This is a genomic window from Starkeya nomas, assembly GCF_902703545.1.
GTDB classification, from domain to species: Bacteria; Pseudomonadota; Alphaproteobacteria; order Rhizobiales; family Xanthobacteraceae; genus Ancylobacter; species Ancylobacter moscoviensis.
Map to the genome: position 1 here is coordinate 1,258,146 of NZ_CACSAS010000001.1, position 17,628 is coordinate 1,275,773.

Below are 17,628 nucleotides of genomic sequence, written 5' to 3' on the forward strand. Positions count from 1 at the left end.
GAGGCCGTCTTTCGTCGGATGACGCTGAGTGTGTCCCGGCGGGCTCAGCGGATGTTCAATAAGATCTCCGCCACCTCTTCCGGCGCGCTGAGGAAGGGCGAGTGGCCGGTGTCGAGCTGGTGCATCTGCGCGCCGGGCACCGCCGCCTGCATCTCGCGCTGCACGGCGAGCGGCAGGCCGCGATCCCGAAGGCATTCGACATAGTGGCGCGGCAGCCGGCCGAAACGGTGCGGCGTGATCGCCGAGACCGCCGTGAAGGGTGCGTGCGGGGTGACGCGCACGACATTGGCCATGGCGCGGTCGATGTCGTGCTCGGTGCAGTCGGAATAGAGCGAGCGGGAAATGAGGTCGCGACGGGCGAGGTCGAGACCGAGCCCTTCCTTACCGAGCCGCAGCATGCCCTGTGTCTCCACGATGGCCGGATTCTTGAGATAGGTCGGCGTCATCACGAAGTCACGGGCGGTCTTGCCGTTCGGCGCCATGAAGCCGGTCAGGTAGACCAGCGCCTCGATACGCTCGTGCATCTCCTCGCCGAGCCAGGTGCAGGTCGCCCCGCCCACCGAATGGCCGACGAGGATCGCCTTGCCCTCGATCTCCTCCAGCGCCGCGCGCGCGGGGGCAGCGTAGATCGAGATGTCGGTGACGGCGGCGGTCGGCGTCGTGTCGAAGCCGTGGCTGGCGAGGTCCGGGGTGATGACGGCGTGGCCGGCGGCGGCGAGGATGTTCGCCACCTTCATGAAGCAGCCGCCCCACTGCCAGGAGCCGTGGATGAGAATGAAGGTCGCCATGGCGTGTCTCCCCGTATCGTCCGGTGCTCATTGCCCGCGTGGTAGCGGGCGCGGCGTGTGCCGTCCAGCCTGGTATGCCACGGCGTACCGCCGATGAAGGACGGAAGTTGCGCTTTCACGGTATGCTGCGTCGGAGTACGTTTTGGTCATGGCGCCGGAATGAGCACAGAGCGCCGACAGAGGTGGTTGAAACATGCCGTATCGTCATGTGGTCGGGCCGCATGCCTATGTCTTCGCCGATCTCAGGGAACTGATGGCGAAGGCGACCCCGATCCGCTCCGGCGACATGCTGGCCGGCATCGCCGCCGCCTCGGCGGAGGAAAACGTGGCCGCCCGCATGTGCCTCGCCGAGGTGCCGCTGACGGCCTTTCTCAGCGAGGCGCTGGTTCCCTACGAAGACGACGAGGTCACGCGGCTGATCATCGACACGCATGATCAGGTCGCCTTCCGGCCGATCTCGCACATGACGGTAGGCGATTTCCGCGACTTCCTGCTGTCGGGCGTGGCGACCAGCGAGGTCCTTTCCGCCATCGCGCCGGGCGTCACCCCGGAGATGGCGGCGGCCGTCTCCAAGCTGATGCGCAATCAGGACCTGATCGCCGTCGCCCGGAAATGCCGGGTGGTCACGAAGTTTCGCAACACGATCGGGCTTCCCGGTACAATGGCGGTGCGGCTCCAGCCGAACCATCCGACCGACGATCCCGCCGGCGTCACCGCCTCCATCCTCGATGGTCTGCTCTATGGCTGCGGCGATGCGGTGATCGGCATCAATCCCGCATCCGACAGCGTGCCGGTGCTCAGCGAACTGCTCAAGCTGATCGACGGCATCATCCAGCGCTTCGACATTCCGACGCAGGCCTGCGTGCTCACCCATGTGACCACCTCGACCGAGGTGATCAATCGCGGCGTGCCGGTCGATCTGGTGTTCCAGTCCATCGCCGGCACGCAGGCGGCGAACGCCTCCTTCGGCATCTCGCTCGCGACGCTGAAGGAGGGGCGGGAGGCGGCGCTGTCGCTGAAGCGCGGCACGCTCGGCGACAACGTAATGTATTTCGAGACCGGGCAGGGCTCGGCTCTCTCGGCGAACGCCCATCACGGGGTCGACCAGCAGACGCTGGAAGCGCGCGCCTACGCCGTAGCGCGACCCTTTTCGCCACTGCTGGTGAACACCGTCGTCGGCTTCATCGGGCCGGAATATCTCTTTGACGGAAAACAGATAATTCGCGCCGGACTGGAGGACCACTTCTGCGGCAAGCTGATGGGCGTGCCACTCGGTTGCGACGTCTGCTACACCAACCACGCCGAAGCCGACCAGGATGACATGGATACGCTTATGACGTTGCTTGGTGCGGCGGGCGTAACTTACATCATGGGCATCCCCGGATCGGATGATGTGATGCTGAACTACCAGTCTACTTCATTTCACGACCAGCTTTACTTGCGTGAGGTGCTGGGCCTCAAGCGGGCGCCCGAGTTCGAGGCGTGGCTGCAGCGCATGGGCATCACCGGGCCGGACGGGCGCCTGAAAGCCCATCGCGGCAACCATCCCCTGCTCGCCGCCGCACCGGAGCTGGCGGCATGAGCAACCGCGTGAACGAGGAGGCGTTGCCGGCCGACTACGTGATCGAGGATGCCTGGCACAAGCTCGCCGGCACCACGCCGGCACGCATCGCGCTCGGCCGGGCAGGGGCGGGGCTGCCGACGCGTGAGGTGCTGCGTTTCGCTCTGGCCCATGCGCAGGCGCGCGACGCGGTGCACACCCCGTTCGATTCCGCCCGCATGGCCGGCGAGATCGCCACGCTCGGCTTCGAGACGGTCGAGATCGCCTCGGCGGCGCCGGCGCGCGACGCCTATCTGCGCCGACCCGACCTCGGACGGCGCCTGTCGGAAGAGAGCCGCGCCATGTTGCGCGACCGGGCCGGAGATCCGGTGGATGTCGCGATCGTCGTCGCAGACGGGCTTTCCTCGACCGCCATCCACGCGCAGGCCGTGCCGTTCCTGACCGAGTTCAAGATGCGGCTGGCGGAAGGGGGATGGAGCGTCGGCCCCGTGGCGATCGCCAGTCAGGCGCGCGTGGCACTGGGGGACGAGGCGGGCGAGCTGATGAAGGCCTCCGCGGTCGTGGTGCTGATCGGCGAGCGCCCCGGGCTGTCTTCGCCCGACAGCCTTGGCCTCTACCTCACTTTCGCGCCAAAGGCCGGGCGTACCGACGCCGAGCGCAACTGCATCTCGAATGTGCGGAGCGAGGGGCTTTCCCACGCCCATGCCGCCTTCAAGCTCGCCTGGCTGCTGCGCGAGGCACTGGCGCGGCGGCTGACGGGTGTGGCGCTGAAAGACGAGAGCGACCTGTTGCTGGTCAACGGCCAGCCGCCGGCACCCCGGATTGCGTAACGGTGCGGGCACGCAGCTTGCCGTCGGCAACGCAGTAGCGCCCGTGCCGGTAGGTGGCATCCGTCAGGCGAGCGTCGAGATGGCGAAGGGCCGTCAGCAGCTTTCGCACAAGGATATTCAGAAGCATGGTCTCCTCCATGGCCGGGATCGGCTCTGGAGGAGATTTGGCCGCGAGGCCGTAAGATCGCGATTGGAAATGTGACCTTGCGGCATAAGCGGCCGGTAAAGACCGTCCGCCGCTCAGGCCACGACCGGCGCGGCGACCGCGCCGAGCGCAACCGCGGCGTCCTGCGGCTTCAGCCGCACCTGAAGGCCGCGCTGGCCGCCATTGAGATAGACCAGCGCATGAGCCAGCGCCGCCACCTCGATCACCACCGGCACCCGCCGCGTCTGCCCGAAGGGGCTGATCCCGCCGACCTTGTAGCCGGTGATCCGTTCGGCATCCGCCGGTTTCATCATCTGCGCGGCCTTGCCGCCCAGGGCGGCGGCGAGCTTCTTCATCGAGATCTCGCGGTCGGAAGGCACGATCGCGCAGGCCGGCTTGCCGTCGACGAGCGTCATCAGGGTCTTCAGCACGCGATCCGGCGTCTCGCCGATCGCCTCGGCAGCCTGGAGACCGATACGGTCCGCGTCGGGATCGTAGTCGTAGACATGAACGGTGAAGGCGACCCCCGCCTGCTCCAGCGCCCTCGTGGCGCGCGTCGCTTTCGACACCGCAAACTCCCGTCAATCGCGCGACGCCCCGCGCCGTACGACCGTGAAGCACGATGGACGCCGCGAGGGAAGTGGCGGCGTCCCGATGGCCTGCGTCCGTAACGCTTTGGATACCTTAACCGCGCTACCTAATAGATGGACAGGAGTGGGCTCGATATCGCCCCTTGCTCCTCTAGTCGCTGGAGATGGCAGATTCGGCGTGTAGCAGGGAGTTCTCGCCATGAATCGCCGCAGGATCGCGTATAGCCGTATCGATCGCCGCCAATTCGCGCTTCTCGGCGCCGCGTCCGCCGTCTCGCTCCTCGGGATGGGAGGAGCGGCGTCGGCGCAGCGCATGTCCGACAAGATCCTCGGCGAGCCCGGGCCACTGCCGGAGATCGCCTTCGGCCCTGCCGATGCCAAGGTGACGGTCGTCGAGTACGCGTCGCTGACCTGCCATCACTGCCGCGACTTCCATATCAAGACCTGGCCGCAGGTAAAGGCGCGCTATGTCGACACCGGCAAGGTGCGTTTCATCCTCCGCGAGTTTCCGCTCGATCAGCTCGCCCTTGCCGGTTTCGCGCTCGCCCGATGCGCGGGTGAGGGGAACTGGTATCCGACCGCCGACCTGCTCTACCGCAACGACGACGCATGGGCTCATGCCCAGAACCCGCTCGACGGGCTGCGCGCGCTGATGCTGAAGAACGGCATGAGCAAGGAGCGCTTCGACAGCTGCCTTGGCGACAAGGCGCTGCAGGAGAAAATTTTGACGGTTTCCCGCAACGGATCGGTCGCGGGCGTCAACTCTACGCCAACATTCTTTGTCAACGGAAAGAAGTATCAGGGCTTCATGACGGTCGAGCAGTTCGCCGCGATCGTCGATCCCCTGTTGTGAGACCAGGGCGTCTGCCATGAACCTGTTGCGTACCGCCTTCCTGTTCTGCCTCGCCGCGCTGGTCGCCGGCTGCGCGGGCGGAGACTATGACGACCGCGCGTCGGTACCGATCCCGCCGAAGCTGAAGCAGGAGATGGCGGCCAAGGGCATGAGCCCGGCTGATCCCATCATGGTGCGCCTCTACAAGCAGGAGAGCGAGCTGGAGGTGTGGAAGCGCAACAGCTCCGGCCGCTATGCGCTGCTCAAGACCTATCCGATGTGCCGCTGGTCCGGCCGTCTTGGACCGAAGATGCGCGAGGGCGACCGGCAGGCGCCGGAAGGCTTCTACGCCGTGACCCCGGGTCTGATGAATCCCCGCTCGCAGTTCTATCTGGCCTTCAACCTCGGCTATCCGAACCAGCTCGAGAGCGCGCTCGGCTATAGCGGCAGCGCGCTGATGGTGCACGGTGCCTGCACCTCCGCCGGCTGCTACGCCATGACCAATGACGGCATCGCCGAGGTCTATGCGGTGGCGCGCGAGGCGCTCGCGGGCGGGCAGGAGAGCTTTCAGGTGCAGGCGTTGCCCTTCCGCATGACGCCGGCCAATTTCGCCAAGCACCGCGACGACCCGAACATGCCTTTCTGGCGCAACCTCAAGGAAGGCACGGACCTGTTCGCGGTGACGCGGGTTCCGCCGCACGTTTCCGCCTGCGGCGGGCGCTACCGATTCACGCCGGGCACGCAGCCCGGCGAGGAGGCCGCCGATCCGCTCGCGGCCTGCCCGGTCAGCCTGCCGGACCCGGTGGCGGAGGCCGCCGTCAGCAAGCGGGTGCGCGACGACCAGACCATCGCCCAGCTCGCGGTGTCGCAACCGACGGTGAGCGCCGCCTATGTCGATGGCGGCATGCATCAGAGCTTCCGCGAAATCCTGCGCCGGTCGGGCCCGCAGAAGCTCGCGGCTCTCACCTCGGGCAAGATTGAGGTCAGCCGGCCCGACGCCGCTCTCGCCGACCCCTACAAGGGTGCCGAGATGGCGGAGGTCGGGGCCGAGTAGGCGCGCCGCCAGCGGACGAGGGATCTGCCGGGAGGCTTGCCCCTACGGCAGGCTTGCGGCAGATAGGCCGCTCAACGATGGGGGCGCGGCGCCATGGCCAAGAGAATGACCCTGAACGAGATGCAGGCCAGTGTCCGGCATCTCCAGCGCCTTCCTTTCACCGAGCCGGAGCTCGCGACGATACGCCGGGCGACCCCGGCCGTGGCGCCGAAGCTGTCGCCCAAGTTCGAGCCGGCGGATGGCTGCTGCTACCTCGCCGCGCCGCAGCTCCATATGGAATTCGTGGTGGTGAAGTCGGTTCGGCTCCGTTTCCCATTCGGCATCGTGCTGCCGCGCTACACGATCTTTATGGGCTTCGAGCACGGCGAGATCTGGGAGCAGGGGCCGTCGGTGAACCGGTTCAAGGCTATCGCCTATGTCTTCCAGCGTATGGCGCTGACCGATAACTGGCTCGACGGCGAATACGGCCGCAAGCACTAGGCGCATCCCCGGTCGTCTGTCCCCGATGGTAAAACGCCGCCTGCGCGGCTATCTAGGCGGCATCGAAAAACTGGGGAGGCTTCGCATGTTGCGGACGTTTGGGTTGGGTGCGGCCATGATGGCGGCGGGGATGTCCTACGCCGCGGCTCAGAGCTGCGAGCAGAATTTCTCGGTCAGCGGCGTGCCGATGGTGACGGCCGTGGCCTTCAAGACCTTTCAGGACTTCCCAAAGCTCCGGCCGGACGTCGCGCTGGCGAAGCTCGCGCAGGGCGTGGCCGCCGAGGGCTTCCACGGCATCAAGGTCGACAAGACCCTGAGCTCGGTCGACGCCTATCAGGACACGGCGGGTTCCGGCCGCCTGCAGACCCTGCGCGTGGTGGCCCGCAAGCGCGGCGGCGGCACGCGCGTTGACGCGGTCTTCGAGATCCAGGCCGGCCAGATCGCCGACAGCAACATCGTGCGGAAGGGCCTGTGCACGATCGTGGAATCGGCGGTCGACTGAGTGCCGCCGTCCGGGCGGGAAGCTGGCTTATAGCGAAAAGCTCGGAACGTCAGAGGATTGCGAGCCTTTGTTGAAACGCCTCTGCTCGGATTCGATGGCGATATCGGTTGACGGACGGTGAGACCGGCCGTCACGCCGAGGCTTCAGGCAGACGAAGGGGGGCATTCATTTGCGCACCCGCTCGCTGTAGTTAGCACGGCTCCAGCAGTCAGGTGCGCGCGTGAAATCTCCTTTCCTCCATATGCGTCCGATGTTCTTCGGCTCCGTCCTCGGCGTTGGCGGCCTCGCCAATGGCTGGCGGGCGGTCAGCCGGTTGTGGGGCGTATCCCCCCTCGTGGGAGAGACGCTCGCCGTGGCGGCGTTCGTTCTCTGGCTGCTCTGGGCCGCGCTCTATGCCGGCAAGTGGCTGCGATACCCCGAAGATGCCCGCCGCGAGATCGGCCATCCCGCGCAGGGACTGGTGGCAGCCCTCGCGCCAGTGGCGACGCTGATCGCGAGCATGGCCATCGGCCCTCATGTCCCGCTGCTCGGCTGGAGCCTGTTCGCCTGCGGGGCGCTCGGCGTTCTCGCCTACGCAGCGTGGAGTGTCGGGGGCCTCTGGCAGGGCGGGCGCAACACCGAGGCGATGACGCCGGTGCTCTACCTGCCGACGGTCGGCGGCGGTTTCGTCGCCGCCATGGCCAGCGCCACCTTTGGTCAGCCGGGCCTCGGCTGGATGTTCTTCGGCATGGGATTCTTCTCGTGGATCTCGATGGAGTCGGTCTTCCTGACGCGGCTTTTCCAGCACGGCCTGCCCGCCGAACTCCGTACGACGCTCGGCATGCAGCTGGCGCCGGGGGCGGTCGCCTGCGTGGCCTATCTGTCGCTGTCCCCCGGACCGGTCGACCGCGTGGCGCTCGCGCTGTTCGGCTATGGCTGCTTTCTCGCCCTCGTCATGCTGCGGCTGATGCCATGGCTGCGCCAGCAGCCCTTCGGGCCCGGCGCCTGGGGCTACACCTTCGGCATCTCCGCCCTGCCGCTCGCGGCGCTGCGGCTCATCGAGCAGGGCGCGGGCATGCCGGTGGAGGCGCTGGCCGTGCCGATGTTCATCGCCGCCAACCTCATCATCGGCTGGATCGCCATGAGGAGCCTCGTCCTCGTCGGCCGGTTCCTGCGTGGAACGGCGCGGCCGACGCCCGTGGCGGGAGAGTAACATTGCATTGAAGGAGAAGGGGCGGCGCGAGATTGCGGGCGCGGCATCTTCGGGGTAGGAGCGGCGCTGCAGGGCGCCCACCGCCGAGCGTGGCTGTTTGACCGTCAGTGAAGGATGTGCCGGAGAGCCCGCGTTGCTATGATATGGCAGCCAGGGTGAGCACCCGGCATCCCGCCGTGATCGGAAGCTGAGATGAAGCTCGACTTCCTGACCCTTTATCTGGTCATCCTCCTCAATTCCCTCATCTACTGCGTCGTCTGGGCGGGGTTCTGCTACGTCCATCGCGGCATTCCCGGAGCGCGCTACTGGCTCGGTTCATCGCTGATGACGACGCTGGGCGGCCTGCTGATGTCGGGTGACGGCAGCGCCTATGGCCGCCTCCTGATGGTCGCGGGCAATGTCTTCGTCGTGTGGGGCTTCTTCTTCGTCTGGACCGGCATCCGCGTTTTCTATGGCGCAGAGCCGAACCGGCGAGCTGGAGGCTTCATGCTGGCTGTGACGGTGCTGGCCGGCATTCTGGCCGACGAGAGCCGGGCAAGCCAGAACATCGCCTATGCCGTCCCGCAGCTCGTGCCCCTGGGCTTCTCCCTGGTGACGCTGATCCGCAAGGGAGGAGGAGGCCTCGGTGCGCTCGTCGCCGCGGCCGGCGTGCTGGTGGCCATGGCGGGGCAGGGCACCGAGACGATCCTGAACACGCTGCGGCTCATAGGCGATCTTTCGACGGACGGCTACTATTCGGTCGCGGCCTTCCTGCTGGTTGCCGCGATCTTCGGCGCCGGCCTGTGGAATATCGGCTTCCTGCTGATGGCCATCGATCATCTGCACGGCAGGCTGGCGGGCCTTGCCCTGCTCGACGATCTCACCGGCTTGCCGAACCGTCGCGCGTTCTTCGAGGCGGCCGAGGCCGGTCTCAGGCAGGCGCAGAGGGCACGCCGGCCTTTTTCGCTGCTCATGATCGACGTCGACAATTTCAAGGAGATCAATGACCGGCTGGGACATGGCGCAGGCGATGCCTGCCTGCGTCACTTCTCCATGCTTTGTGCCGGGAGCGAGGCGAATCGCGTGGTGGCGCGCATGGGCGGCGACGAGTTCGCCACGCTTCTGGTCGGCGCCGATGCCGTGGCGGCCCGGGCGAGCGCCGAAAGGCTGGTGCAACTGGTCGCGCGTACGCCGCTGCTCTGGCTCGGCGAGAGCATCCCGATGACGGTGAGCATCGGCATCGCGGTGACGGATGCGGACCCCGCCTGCACGCTGGAGAGGCTGATCGACGAGGCGGATCAGGCTCTCTACGAGACCAAGCGGCAAGGCCGCAACGGCTTCAGCCTGGGCGGAGGATTTCGCTCGGGCGAAGTGACGGCGTCCTGACCGCCCCTCGCGCCAAGCCTGGTCCGTTCCTGAAGGGCAGGGGCTCTCAGGCCCCCACGACGCCGTCCTTCACCACGATCCGGAACCCCTTCAGCTCCACCTTCTCGAACAGGCCGGCCTTGCTGTAGGGGTCGCCGGAGACCAGCTTTTCGGCAGCGGTCCGGTCTTCCACCTCGTACACGATGACCGAGCCGCAGGGCTTGCCCTCTTCGTCCAGCATGGGGCCGGCGAAGACGAGGCTGGAGGCGATTTCCCTGAGATAGTCGAGATGCGCGGGGCGGGCTTCAAGACGCACGGAAAGAGCGTTCGGGCGGTCATAGGCGGTCAGAACGAATTGCATGATCAAAGCCCTGTCTGGGGGAGCGGAACCGACGAATCGGAGAGCCGCTACTCAGGCACAAAGCCGGCCCGGCTTGAAGGGCGCGCTTATTTGTAATAAACGAAGTTACATGAAACGGGACAGCCGCCTCTCATCCGTTCTCCACGCTCTCCTGCACATGGCCGAACGCGGCGAGCCGATGACATCGGAAACCCTCGCGCAGTGCATGTGCACGAACCCCGTGGTGGTTCGCCGTACCATGGGCCTGCTGCGCGAAGCCGGCATCGTGGCGTCGAGCCGTGGCCATGCCGGTGGATGGGCGATCGTCGCCGACCTTGAAAAGGTCACCCTGCGCCAGTTGCACGAGGCTTTGGGCGAACCGGCGATCTTCGCCATCGGCAATCGCAACGAGACGCCGGAATGCCTTGTCGAGCAATCGGTGAATGCGGTTCTCGACAAGGCCTTCGCGGACGCCGAGACGCTGCTGCTCGACCGATTTGCCAACGTCACGCTTGCGGCTCTCGTGGCGGATTTCGCCCGGCGCGCCGCCGTCAGGCGTCTACAGAAGGACTAGCCATGCAATACGACGTCATCGTCGTCGGGGGCAGCTATGCCGGAATGGCGGCGAGCCTCCAGCTCCTGCGTGCGCGCCGCAAGGTGCTGATCATCGATGCCGGGCTGCGCCGCAACCGCTTCGTCAGCCATTCCTACGGCTTCCTCGGCAATGACGGCGCCGATCCGGCACGAATCGCCAGCGAGGCACGGCGGCAGCTCGAAGCCTACCCGACCTACGCCCATGTCGAAGCGCTGGCCGAAACGGCCAACGGCCGGAGCGACGCGTTCACCGTCGTCACGTCGGACGGTGCCTCTTATGACGGCCGGCGCCTTCTCTTCGCGACCGGCGTCAGCGATGCGCTGCCGGAGATCGATGGATTGGCCGAACGCTGGGGCCGGAGCGTCTTTCTCTGTCCTTACTGCCACGGTTACGAGCTGAACCGGGGGCGCGTCGGCGTCATCGCGACCGGCCCGATGTCGGCGCATCAGGCCCAGCTTCTCACCGAATGGGGTGAGGTGACGTTCTTCACCAACGGCGCACTTACTCTCGACGAACCCGGCCGGGCCGATCTCGTCTCGCGTGGCGTGAGCATCGAAACGACCCCTGTCGCACGGCTCGCCGGCCACGCCGATGTCGAGTTGGTCGACGGGCGCCGCCTGTCCTTCGCCGGCCTCTTCACCGGCTCCCGCACCGCGCCGTCCACGCCCATCGCGCAGGCGCTCGGCTGCGCGATCGAGGACACGCTCTTCGGCACGCAGATCCGCACCGATGCCATGAAGGAGACGACCGTCGCGGGCGCCTTCGCCTGCGGCGACGCCGCGCGGGTACCCCATTCGGTGTCGCTCGCCGTGGGTGACGGAGCATGGGCCGGCGCGCAGCTCCACCGCTCGCTCGTCTTCCCGCCGTCATCGCAGAGGGGCTGATGGTTGGCCTCCGGCCATGGGTCATCAGCCCCCAGGCCGAGACGATCGCGTGCATAGGCTTCGATTTCGTCCTGTCGGTGAATGAGCCCCGCAAGGGCGGCTTGGTACGCCGCTCGGAGATCCTCTACGTCCATGCGAAGCATGTAGTTCAACATCGCCCGACCAAAGGCAGGAGGTAATGGGGCCATGGTAATCCTCGTCGATGGGGCAAAACGCGCGGGGCTCCGTAGAGTATCCCCGAGACGGCAAGCGCCGACGAGAGCCGTGAAGGGTTTCAGTAGGGGCCGTCAGCCCCAGCCTTGAGCACGCCCTCGACGACCTCTCTTCCAGCGGTGACGTTCCCACCACGTTCGGTCAGGTGGACGACCTGTGTTGATCCTGCCCACGTCGTTCGGAACAGCCCCTTCATGCCAAGTTGATCAGGCAGTCCCGAATCGCCGCATCCCCCAAGGGCGAGACGTTCGAGACGATCTGAAAGAACGTGCTCGTTGGCGGAGCCGTCACGCTGGTACAGGGCGCGGAGAACGGCCAGGCTGCGATGCTCGGCGACGATGCCTTCAAGGTCGCTGATCGGTTCATTGTTCATTCCCGGTGCCTTCACTCTGAGGACCACAGCCGCATGCCGGGACCGCCCCTCTCTCTCCTTAAAAAGGAAGCGGCGGGTCTGCCAACCGTGCTAGGTTGTGCCATGAACAAAATCGAGGATCGCGCCCGAGCGATATGCGAGATTGGACTGCTGGCGAGTGGCCTTAGCGCCGGCCGCGAACTGACAGACGCCGTCGACCGCTACTGGCCGGTGTTCGCGGTCGAGCTGAAGGCGGGAGTGGTCAATATGACCCCACGCCAATCGTTTGCAGATTTAGAGGCGGCGCTTGCCGCCTGTCGCAGCAAGATCACCTGACCCGCGCAGCAATCGCAAAAAGCCCAGCTCTCCCGAGCCGCCGCTCGATCGCCGCATCCCGGAGATCGAAGATCCGGTCACGCGCCGTCTCTGTGAACGGCTGCGGGGCGAGACGAGAAGAGATGAGATAATTTCGGGAACGTTCATCTCCTTCACCGGTTTTCCATCTGCTCAACCGCGCCGCATTGCGACCGCGCGGATCAATATACCTCGGACATCAGATGATGCCGGCTCCAGCAGAAGGAATTTACCATGGGTCTGTTCTCGAAAGACATCAAGACGATGGATGACCTCTTCGTGCACACGCTGCAGGACATCTATTATGCGGAGAAGAAGATCGCGAAATCGCTGCCGGCGATGATCGAGAAAGCCAGCGACCCGCAGTTGAAGGCCGACTTCCAGCGCCATCTCTCCGAGACGCAGAACCACATCCTGCGTGTCGAGGAGGTGTTCAAGATGCATGGCGCCGAGGCCAAGGCGGTGAATTGCCCGGCCATCGACGGCATCGTCGAGGAGGCCGAGGACGTCGCCGGCGACGTGGGCGACGCGGAGGTCCTGGACGCCGCGCTGATCGCCGCCGCGCAGGCCGTGGAGCATTACGAGATCACGCGCTACGGCACCCTCGTTTCCTGGGCGAAGCTGCTCGGCCGGCCGGACTGCGCGGGCGTGCTGATGAAGAACCTCGACGAGGAAAAGAACACCGACGCCAAGCTGACCAAGCTGGCGGAGGCGCGGGTGAACCTGCACGCCGCCGAGTAAGGCGCGCGTCGGCCGGCGCCGGACGGAGGCTCCCCCTTCTCCCTCCGGCGCCGGCCGTTTCCGAACCATGGAGGATGCCATGCCTGCCAAGTCAAAGGCCCAGCAGATGGCCGCCGGCGCCGCGCTGGCCGCCAAGCGCGGCGAGACCAGCAAGAGCGAGCTCCGCGGCGCCTCGAAGTCGATGGAGAAGTCGATGAGCGAGAAGGAGCTCGAGGAGCTTGCCTCGACCAAGCGCAAGGGCAAGCCGGAACACGTCGACCGCCGCTGAACCGCAATCCGTCTCCCCTCGCACAGGAGGACCACGATGGACGCCGTCAACCCGGGCACCGCCCATCCCGCGCCGCCCTTTCCGCGCCAGCCCCAGCCCATGCCCGGCATGACCGCCGCGATGCTGCCGCGGCCCGACCATGGAGAGACGAGCTACCGGGGGTCCGGTCGGCTGGAAGGCCGGCGCGCCATCATCACCGGCGGCGACAGCGGCATCGGCCGGGCGGTGGCCATCGCCTTCGCCCGCGAAGGCGCCGACCTCCTGATCTCCTATCTGAACGAGGGCGACGACGCGGCCGAGACGCAGCGCCTCGTCGAGGAGGCCGGTCGGAAGGCGGTGCTGGTGCCCGGCGACATCCAGCATGCGGAGAACTGCCGCGCCGTCGTCGAGGCGGCGGCCGGCGAGTTCGGCGGGGTGGACATCCTCGTCAACAACGCCGCCCATCAGGCGACGTTCAAGGACATCGGCGACATTAGCGACGAGGAATGGGAGCTGACCTTCCGCGTCAACATCCACGCCATGTTCTACCTGACCAAGGTGGCGGTCCCGCACATGAAGCCGGGCGGCTCGATCATCAACACCGCCTCGATCAATTCCGACAAGCCGAACCCCTCGCTGCTCGCCTACGCGACCACCAAAGGTGCGATCCAGAACTTCACCGCCGGTCTCGCCCAGATGCTGGCGCCCAGGGGCATCCGCGCCAACGCCGTGGCGCCGGGGCCGATCTGGACGCCGCTCATCCCTTCCACCCTGCCGCCGGAATCGGTGGAGCATTTCGGCGAGCAGGTGCCGATGAAGTGGCCCGGCCAGCCGGCCGAGCTGGCGACCGCCTATGTGATGCTGGCCGACCCGCTCTCCAGCTACGTTTCCGGCGCCACCATCGCGGTTACCGGCGGACAGCCGTTCCTCTGAGAGGGAACGAAGACGCAAGCTGCCGCGTTCATGCCCCGCAACCGCGCAGGGGGGTTAGGACATGGCATCGCGCAGCATGCGGTCGGGCCGGCCTTCAAGGTCCTTCTTCACCCGCTTCGCGCAATGGGTCGCCGTCCAGGCGGGCAAGCCGACCACCTTCGCCTGCGCCGCCGCCATCATCGTGCTGTGGGCGATCAGCGGCCCGTTCTTCGGCTTCGGCGATACCTGGCAGCTGGTGATCAACACCTCGACCACCATCATCACCTTCCTGATGGTGTTCGTGATCCAGAACAGCCAGAACCGCGACACGGCGGCGCTGCACATCAAGCTCGACGAGCTGATCTGCAAGAACCATCTCACGCGCAACGTGCTCCTCGATCTCGAAGAACTCGACGACGCCGCGCTGGAGGAGATCCGGGCCGAATATGAGGCCATGGCCCGCGCCGAGCGCGAGAACCGGGCGCCGGTGGCCGCCAGCCGGAAGGGCAAGGCCGAGCCCGGCGGCTAGGCCGGCGTCGGCGGGACGATCAGCCTCTTCCGGCCGCCTTGTCCTTCTTGCCGCTCCTCGCCCGCTTGGTCGCAGCCTTCCCGCCATCGGGCCGGGCGCGATTGGTGAAGCGGGCATTGCCGAGGCCGGTGCCGATGGTCAGCACCCCCCAGCGCTCGACGTCCTGCATGAACGGGGCCTCGCTCAGCCCCTGAACCACCGCGTCATTGTGCATGATCACGATCGTCTCGTGGCCGTCGATCTCGGGGATCGCGTCCCACAGCGCGGCGGGCAGGTTGAAGCGGGGGCTCTCCCAGTTGCCCGGCAGGTTCTGGGCGCCGGCCTCGATGGAGCCGTCGGCGGCGATGGCGCCGGGGCAGCCGACGCCGATGAAGGGGGCGAGCTTCAGCCCTTCCTTGGCGGCCTTGCGGACGAGCTCCTTCAGCATGTCGACGAGGCCGTCGATCGCCTCGCCGCGCGCCGTCGCCTCGTCGCCGTGGCGCCACAGCTCCAGCATGCGCACCTTCGCCCGGGAAAGGTCGTCCGCCTTGTCGAGGTTGAGCTTGACGATGCCGGCGCGGATGTTGGTGCCGCCGATATCGACCGCGAGGATGTCGTCGAAGCTCGCGAACATCCAGCTCGGCGCCAGATGCACCGCGCCGATCAGGCCGGCCTCGTCGGGATCGTTGCGGATCGGGCGCAGCTCCACCTCGATGTCCTCGGCGCGCAGCTTGAGCTCGGCGCGGGCGACTGCGATGGCGGCGAAACGTCCGGCTGTCAGCCCGCCGCCGACCGCTACACGCTGCGTGTGTCGCCAGTCCTTCGTGCGCAGCAGCCGGCGCAGCACGGTCGCGAGCTCCTGCGCGTAATCCTCGATGGCGCTCAGCACCAGCGCCTGCTCGTGCGGCATGCCCTCGGCGAGCACCTCGTCGATTCGGGCTTTCGAGAGCTCCCCGGTCGGCGTGTCGCCGAGCAGGGGGTGCCGCGTGTCGGCGATGCCGCGCCAGCGCGAGAGGCTCTCGAAGAAGGCGGCGCGGCGGGCGCGGTCGCCGACGAAGCCGTCCTCCTCGCGCAGCTGGCTGTTGCAGGCGTCGACGGTCACGCCGGTCAGGGTCGCAGCGCCGTGCACGCCCACTGCGGGCGGCGTTTCCGCGGGCTTGCCGTTGCCCTGGCCGCCGTTCTTGTCCCGCGCCTTCTCAGTCGTTGCCATGCCCACCCCACCCCACATGACGGCCCGCAGTGAGGATATGCAAGGGCTTGCGCACCTCGTCCGCCGGCATGGCCCAACGCTCGCGACGGTTCGCCTCTGGCTGCCAGACATAGTTCATGGGCGGTACAACGCGCCCAACCAACAGGCGTTCCCTACAAGGGACAACGCACTGGAAGGCGCCCAATTCGGACGTCTACCAATTTCGGCTTTCCGAGAATTGGGGCGCTTGGGCCGGGAGACGTCCCGGCGGCTATCTGCGCAGCGCGCGATTTCGATCGCGTCCTACCGTGTCAGCCCGGCTACGTGCGATCACCTACGCCACGGTTCTGCCGGTCGTTTATCTGTCAACCTCGGCGTGGTGGGGATCGACATGTCGGATTACGAACGTGAGCAGGAGCTCGTCGTCGCGTGCATTCTCGATCACCTGTCCAAGGTGGGCGTCGAGACCGACATCAAGCTGTATCACATCGCCGAACAGGCTGGTTTCAAGGAAAGGGCGATCTTGCAAAGCCTTCGCCGCCTGACGGACATTGAGATAATCCGACCTGTCGGCAATTGCTACGAGATGATCGGCAACATCTGACCGCCTGAGCTAGCGCGACATGTCGCCCTCATGGCTTCCTGGCCTCTACCAAGCAAGCGACCTTGGCCCGATGGCAGCGCCGATCCCGCCGACAATGCCTATTGCCATTATGTACCACAGGGCGACGAAGGCAGCGCCGTCGTTCACGCAGGCAATCGTGTAGGCCAACGCACCAATAGCCCCTGCAAGAAGCCCCGCGAAGAAGCCGGCGCGACGAAGGCGCGTTGGAATGCCGCGTCGCATGACGATCAAAATCAGCACTAATCCTGGTAACGATGCGAGAACAATCGCCGCTACGCATAGAAGCACGGAGAAAGGCGGGCGAACACCGGCAAGCGGCAGACCGGAGCTATCGAGAAGCGCACTCACTATGAGAAACAGCACGGCCGGCGCCAGCATGACCACGGGCTTCGGCGCAATTCCAGGAGTAGCGGCTGCACGAACCAGCGACACGGCGCCACTGGCCAGCAGCAGCATTGCCGTCACCTTGAACAGGAAGATCCAGCTTCCGAGAACAGCCGATAGATCGGCCCGGGCGCCGACCAGCGCAAGAACGAGAGCAAGTGAGGCCGGAACCGCGGCGATCACTGCGGCAGCGATCGCTGCGGCAAGGGAAACGCGACCTAGGCCTGATCGGCCCGCCTCGCGTGCCAGGCTGCCCACCAGCTCATCAGTTCCAACTTGGGAAGCCGCTCCTCGATGCGTCATTCGCTATTCCTCTGCTTTGCTGCAGCCATCAGCTTCTTCAGCGAACGGTGAAATGCCACCCGCACGGCCCCCTCTGTGGTGCCGAGGCGATCCGCTGCCTCGCGATGTGAGGCGCCTTCAAGTGCAACCGCTCGAAGCGCCGCCTGCTGACCGGTCGGGAGTTCTGAAAGAAGCTTCTCGACGTCCACAGCTTCGCGGTCGTGACGAGGGTCCGTCGAGACGAACAGTGTCGACCACTCCTCGTCGGACAGATCCACCCGTCCCCGCGCCTGTCGCTGCAAGCGTCGCATCGCGTCGACGGCCTTATAGCGAGCGATGGCGTTGAGCCACGGAACAAGAGGGCGGCGTGCATCCCACTGGTTGCGCTTGGCATGCACCGCGATCAGCACCTCCTGCACCACGTCCTCCACCTCGCCTGTGCCCAGGCTCATCCGACGAAAATGCAAGGTGATGATCCGACGCATGGATGCAGCGAAGTCGCGAAGAAATGCCTCATAGGCAACGGCATCGCCGCGCCGTTCCGCCAACATGGCCCGACTCCACATTGTCTCACGTGAGTTCATGTCGACATCTTCGTTTCCAGCCCCGCCATCGTTACTCTGGCCTTCGAAATTTTATCTCTACGGATCGCACGGCGACCGACGTCGATGGGCGTAACGACGA

24 protein-coding genes are annotated in these 17,628 nt (G+C 66.3%); 16 read left to right on the top strand and 8 right to left on the bottom strand.

Features of this window, described 5'->3' with window-relative positions; all coding sequences use genetic code 11:
- Window positions 1-44: 44 nt before the first annotated feature.
- Window positions 45-788, bottom strand: a complete 744-nt coding sequence (locus STARVERO_RS06035) for an alpha/beta fold hydrolase (RefSeq protein WP_159598240.1) — start codon at window positions 786-788, stop codon at window positions 45-47.
- Window positions 789-981: 193 nt separating this feature from the next.
- Here STARVERO_RS06035 and STARVERO_RS06040 point away from each other — a divergent pair, with 193 nt between their 5' ends.
- Together STARVERO_RS06040 and eutC are read left to right on the top strand one after the other, a co-directional pair.
- On the top strand, window positions 982-2,370 hold the full coding sequence (locus STARVERO_RS06040) for an ethanolamine ammonia-lyase subunit EutB (protein ID WP_144343630.1): 1,389 nt from the start codon (window positions 982-984) through the stop codon (window positions 2,368-2,370).
- A complete protein-coding gene (gene eutC, locus STARVERO_RS06045; protein ID WP_159598241.1) occupies window positions 2,367-3,179 on the top strand; it encodes an ethanolamine ammonia-lyase subunit EutC in 813 nt (270 codons plus the stop codon). The genes STARVERO_RS06040 and eutC overlap by 4 nt, the downstream gene beginning before the upstream one ends.
- On the opposite strand, the gene STARVERO_RS06050 is transcribed toward eutC, so the two are convergent.
- Window positions 3,145-3,306 carry a hypothetical protein gene (locus STARVERO_RS06050; protein ID WP_159598242.1) on the bottom strand — a complete coding sequence of 54 codons (162 nt, stop codon included), beginning with the start codon at window positions 3,304-3,306 and terminating at the stop codon, window positions 3,145-3,147. The two genes, eutC and STARVERO_RS06050, sit on opposite strands and share 35 nt — an antisense overlap.
- A 113-nt stretch (window positions 3,307-3,419) precedes the next feature.
- Window positions 3,420-3,893, bottom strand: coding sequence for a Cys-tRNA(Pro) deacylase (gene ybaK, locus STARVERO_RS06055; RefSeq protein ID WP_159598243.1), 474 nt, complete (start codon window positions 3,891-3,893; stop codon window positions 3,420-3,422).
- Window positions 3,894-4,113: 220 nt separating this feature from the next.
- Here ybaK and STARVERO_RS06060 point away from each other — a divergent pair, with 220 nt between their 5' ends.
- The 6 genes from STARVERO_RS06060 to STARVERO_RS06085 all read left to right on the top strand — a co-directional run bounded on the left by STARVERO_RS06060 (window position 4,114) and on the right by STARVERO_RS06085 (window position 9,339).
- A complete protein-coding gene (locus STARVERO_RS06060; RefSeq protein ID WP_159598244.1) occupies window positions 4,114-4,767 on the top strand; it encodes a DsbA family protein in 654 nt (217 codons plus the stop codon).
- Window positions 4,768-4,783: 16 nt separating this feature from the next.
- Window positions 4,784-5,800, top strand: coding sequence for a L,D-transpeptidase family protein (locus STARVERO_RS06065; RefSeq protein WP_144343626.1), 1,017 nt, complete (start codon window positions 4,784-4,786; stop codon window positions 5,798-5,800).
- A 93-nt stretch (window positions 5,801-5,893) separates the two neighbouring features.
- Window positions 5,894-6,280, top strand: coding sequence for a hypothetical protein (locus STARVERO_RS06070; RefSeq protein WP_186291967.1), 387 nt, complete (start codon window positions 5,894-5,896; stop codon window positions 6,278-6,280).
- Window positions 6,281-6,365: 85 nt separating this feature from the next.
- Complete coding sequence (locus tag STARVERO_RS06075) at window positions 6,366-6,782, top strand: hypothetical protein (RefSeq protein ID WP_144343728.1); 417 nt, start codon at window positions 6,366-6,368, stop codon at window positions 6,780-6,782.
- Between the two features lie 220 nt (window positions 6,783-7,002).
- Window positions 7,003-7,974 carry a TDT family transporter gene (locus STARVERO_RS06080; RefSeq protein WP_308676863.1) on the top strand — a complete coding sequence of 324 codons (972 nt, stop codon included), beginning with the start codon at window positions 7,003-7,005 and terminating at the stop codon, window positions 7,972-7,974.
- 192 nt (window positions 7,975-8,166) lie between these two features.
- The gene (locus tag STARVERO_RS06085; RefSeq protein WP_159598245.1) at window positions 8,167-9,339 is read left to right on the top strand and encodes a GGDEF domain-containing protein; all 1,173 of its coding nucleotides are present in this window, start codon (window positions 8,167-8,169) and stop codon (window positions 9,337-9,339) included.
- A 46-nt stretch (window positions 9,340-9,385) separates the two neighbouring features.
- Here STARVERO_RS06085 and STARVERO_RS06090 read toward each other — a convergent pair whose 3' ends face one another.
- Window positions 9,386-9,679: a YciI family protein gene (locus STARVERO_RS06090; protein WP_159598246.1), complete on the bottom strand. Its 294-nt coding sequence runs from the start codon at window positions 9,677-9,679 to the stop codon at window positions 9,386-9,388.
- 109 nt (window positions 9,680-9,788) lie between these two features.
- On the opposite strand from STARVERO_RS06090, the gene STARVERO_RS06095 reads away from it, so the two are divergent.
- Together STARVERO_RS06095 and STARVERO_RS06100 are read left to right on the top strand one after the other, a co-directional pair.
- On the top strand, window positions 9,789-10,232 hold the full coding sequence (locus STARVERO_RS06095; RefSeq protein WP_159601630.1) for an RrF2 family transcriptional regulator: 444 nt from the start codon (window positions 9,789-9,791) through the stop codon (window positions 10,230-10,232).
- Between the two features lie 2 nt (window positions 10,233-10,234).
- The gene (locus STARVERO_RS06100) at window positions 10,235-11,137 is read left to right on the top strand and encodes an NAD(P)/FAD-dependent oxidoreductase (protein ID WP_159598247.1); all 903 of its coding nucleotides are present in this window, start codon (window positions 10,235-10,237) and stop codon (window positions 11,135-11,137) included.
- Window positions 11,138-11,411: 274 nt separating this feature from the next.
- Here STARVERO_RS06100 and STARVERO_RS06105 read toward each other — a convergent pair whose 3' ends face one another.
- Entirely contained in the window at window positions 11,412-11,723 is a 312-nt protein-coding gene (locus STARVERO_RS06105) for a hypothetical protein (protein ID WP_159598248.1), read from the bottom strand.
- A gap of 102 nt (window positions 11,724-11,825) precedes the next feature.
- Here STARVERO_RS06105 and STARVERO_RS06110 point away from each other — a divergent pair, with 102 nt between their 5' ends.
- The 5 genes from STARVERO_RS06110 (at window position 11,826) to STARVERO_RS06130 (ending at window position 14,485) form a co-directional block, all read left to right on the top strand.
- Window positions 11,826-12,038, top strand: a complete 213-nt coding sequence (locus STARVERO_RS06110) for a hypothetical protein (protein ID WP_159598249.1) — start codon at window positions 11,826-11,828, stop codon at window positions 12,036-12,038.
- A 252-nt stretch (window positions 12,039-12,290) separates the two neighbouring features.
- On the top strand, window positions 12,291-12,797 hold the full coding sequence (locus tag STARVERO_RS06115; RefSeq protein ID WP_144343620.1) for a YciE/YciF ferroxidase family protein: 507 nt from the start codon (window positions 12,291-12,293) through the stop codon (window positions 12,795-12,797).
- Between the two features lie 79 nt (window positions 12,798-12,876).
- Window positions 12,877-13,065, top strand: a complete 189-nt coding sequence (locus tag STARVERO_RS06120; protein ID WP_144343619.1) for a DUF3008 family protein — start codon at window positions 12,877-12,879, stop codon at window positions 13,063-13,065.
- 36 nt (window positions 13,066-13,101) lie between these two features.
- On the top strand, window positions 13,102-13,977 hold the full coding sequence (locus STARVERO_RS06125) for an SDR family oxidoreductase (RefSeq protein ID WP_159598250.1): 876 nt from the start codon (window positions 13,102-13,104) through the stop codon (window positions 13,975-13,977).
- A 61-nt stretch (window positions 13,978-14,038) separates the two neighbouring features.
- A complete protein-coding gene (locus STARVERO_RS06130; protein WP_159598251.1) occupies window positions 14,039-14,485 on the top strand; it encodes a low affinity iron permease family protein in 447 nt (148 codons plus the stop codon).
- 19 nt (window positions 14,486-14,504) lie between these two features.
- Here STARVERO_RS06130 and STARVERO_RS06135 read toward each other — a convergent pair whose 3' ends face one another.
- Window positions 14,505-15,674, bottom strand: coding sequence for an ROK family protein (locus tag STARVERO_RS06135; protein ID WP_159598252.1), 1,170 nt, complete (start codon window positions 15,672-15,674; stop codon window positions 14,505-14,507).
- 226 nt (window positions 15,675-15,900) lie between these two features.
- Between STARVERO_RS06135 and STARVERO_RS06140 the strand changes: the two genes are divergently transcribed.
- Complete coding sequence (locus STARVERO_RS06140; RefSeq protein WP_159598253.1) at window positions 15,901-16,257, top strand: hypothetical protein; 357 nt, start codon at window positions 15,901-15,903, stop codon at window positions 16,255-16,257.
- A gap of 45 nt (window positions 16,258-16,302) precedes the next feature.
- Here the strand turns inward: STARVERO_RS06140 and STARVERO_RS06145 are convergent, their stop codons facing one another.
- Window positions 16,303-16,965 carry an NrsF family protein gene (locus tag STARVERO_RS06145; RefSeq protein ID WP_159598254.1) on the bottom strand — a complete coding sequence of 221 codons (663 nt, stop codon included), beginning with the start codon at window positions 16,963-16,965 and terminating at the stop codon, window positions 16,303-16,305.
- Window positions 16,962-17,495, bottom strand: coding sequence for a sigma-70 family RNA polymerase sigma factor (locus tag STARVERO_RS06150; RefSeq protein ID WP_244616618.1), 534 nt, complete (start codon window positions 17,493-17,495; stop codon window positions 16,962-16,964). Before STARVERO_RS06150 ends, STARVERO_RS06145 begins: the two co-directional genes overlap by 4 nt.
- Window positions 17,496-17,628 lie beyond the last annotated feature (133 nt).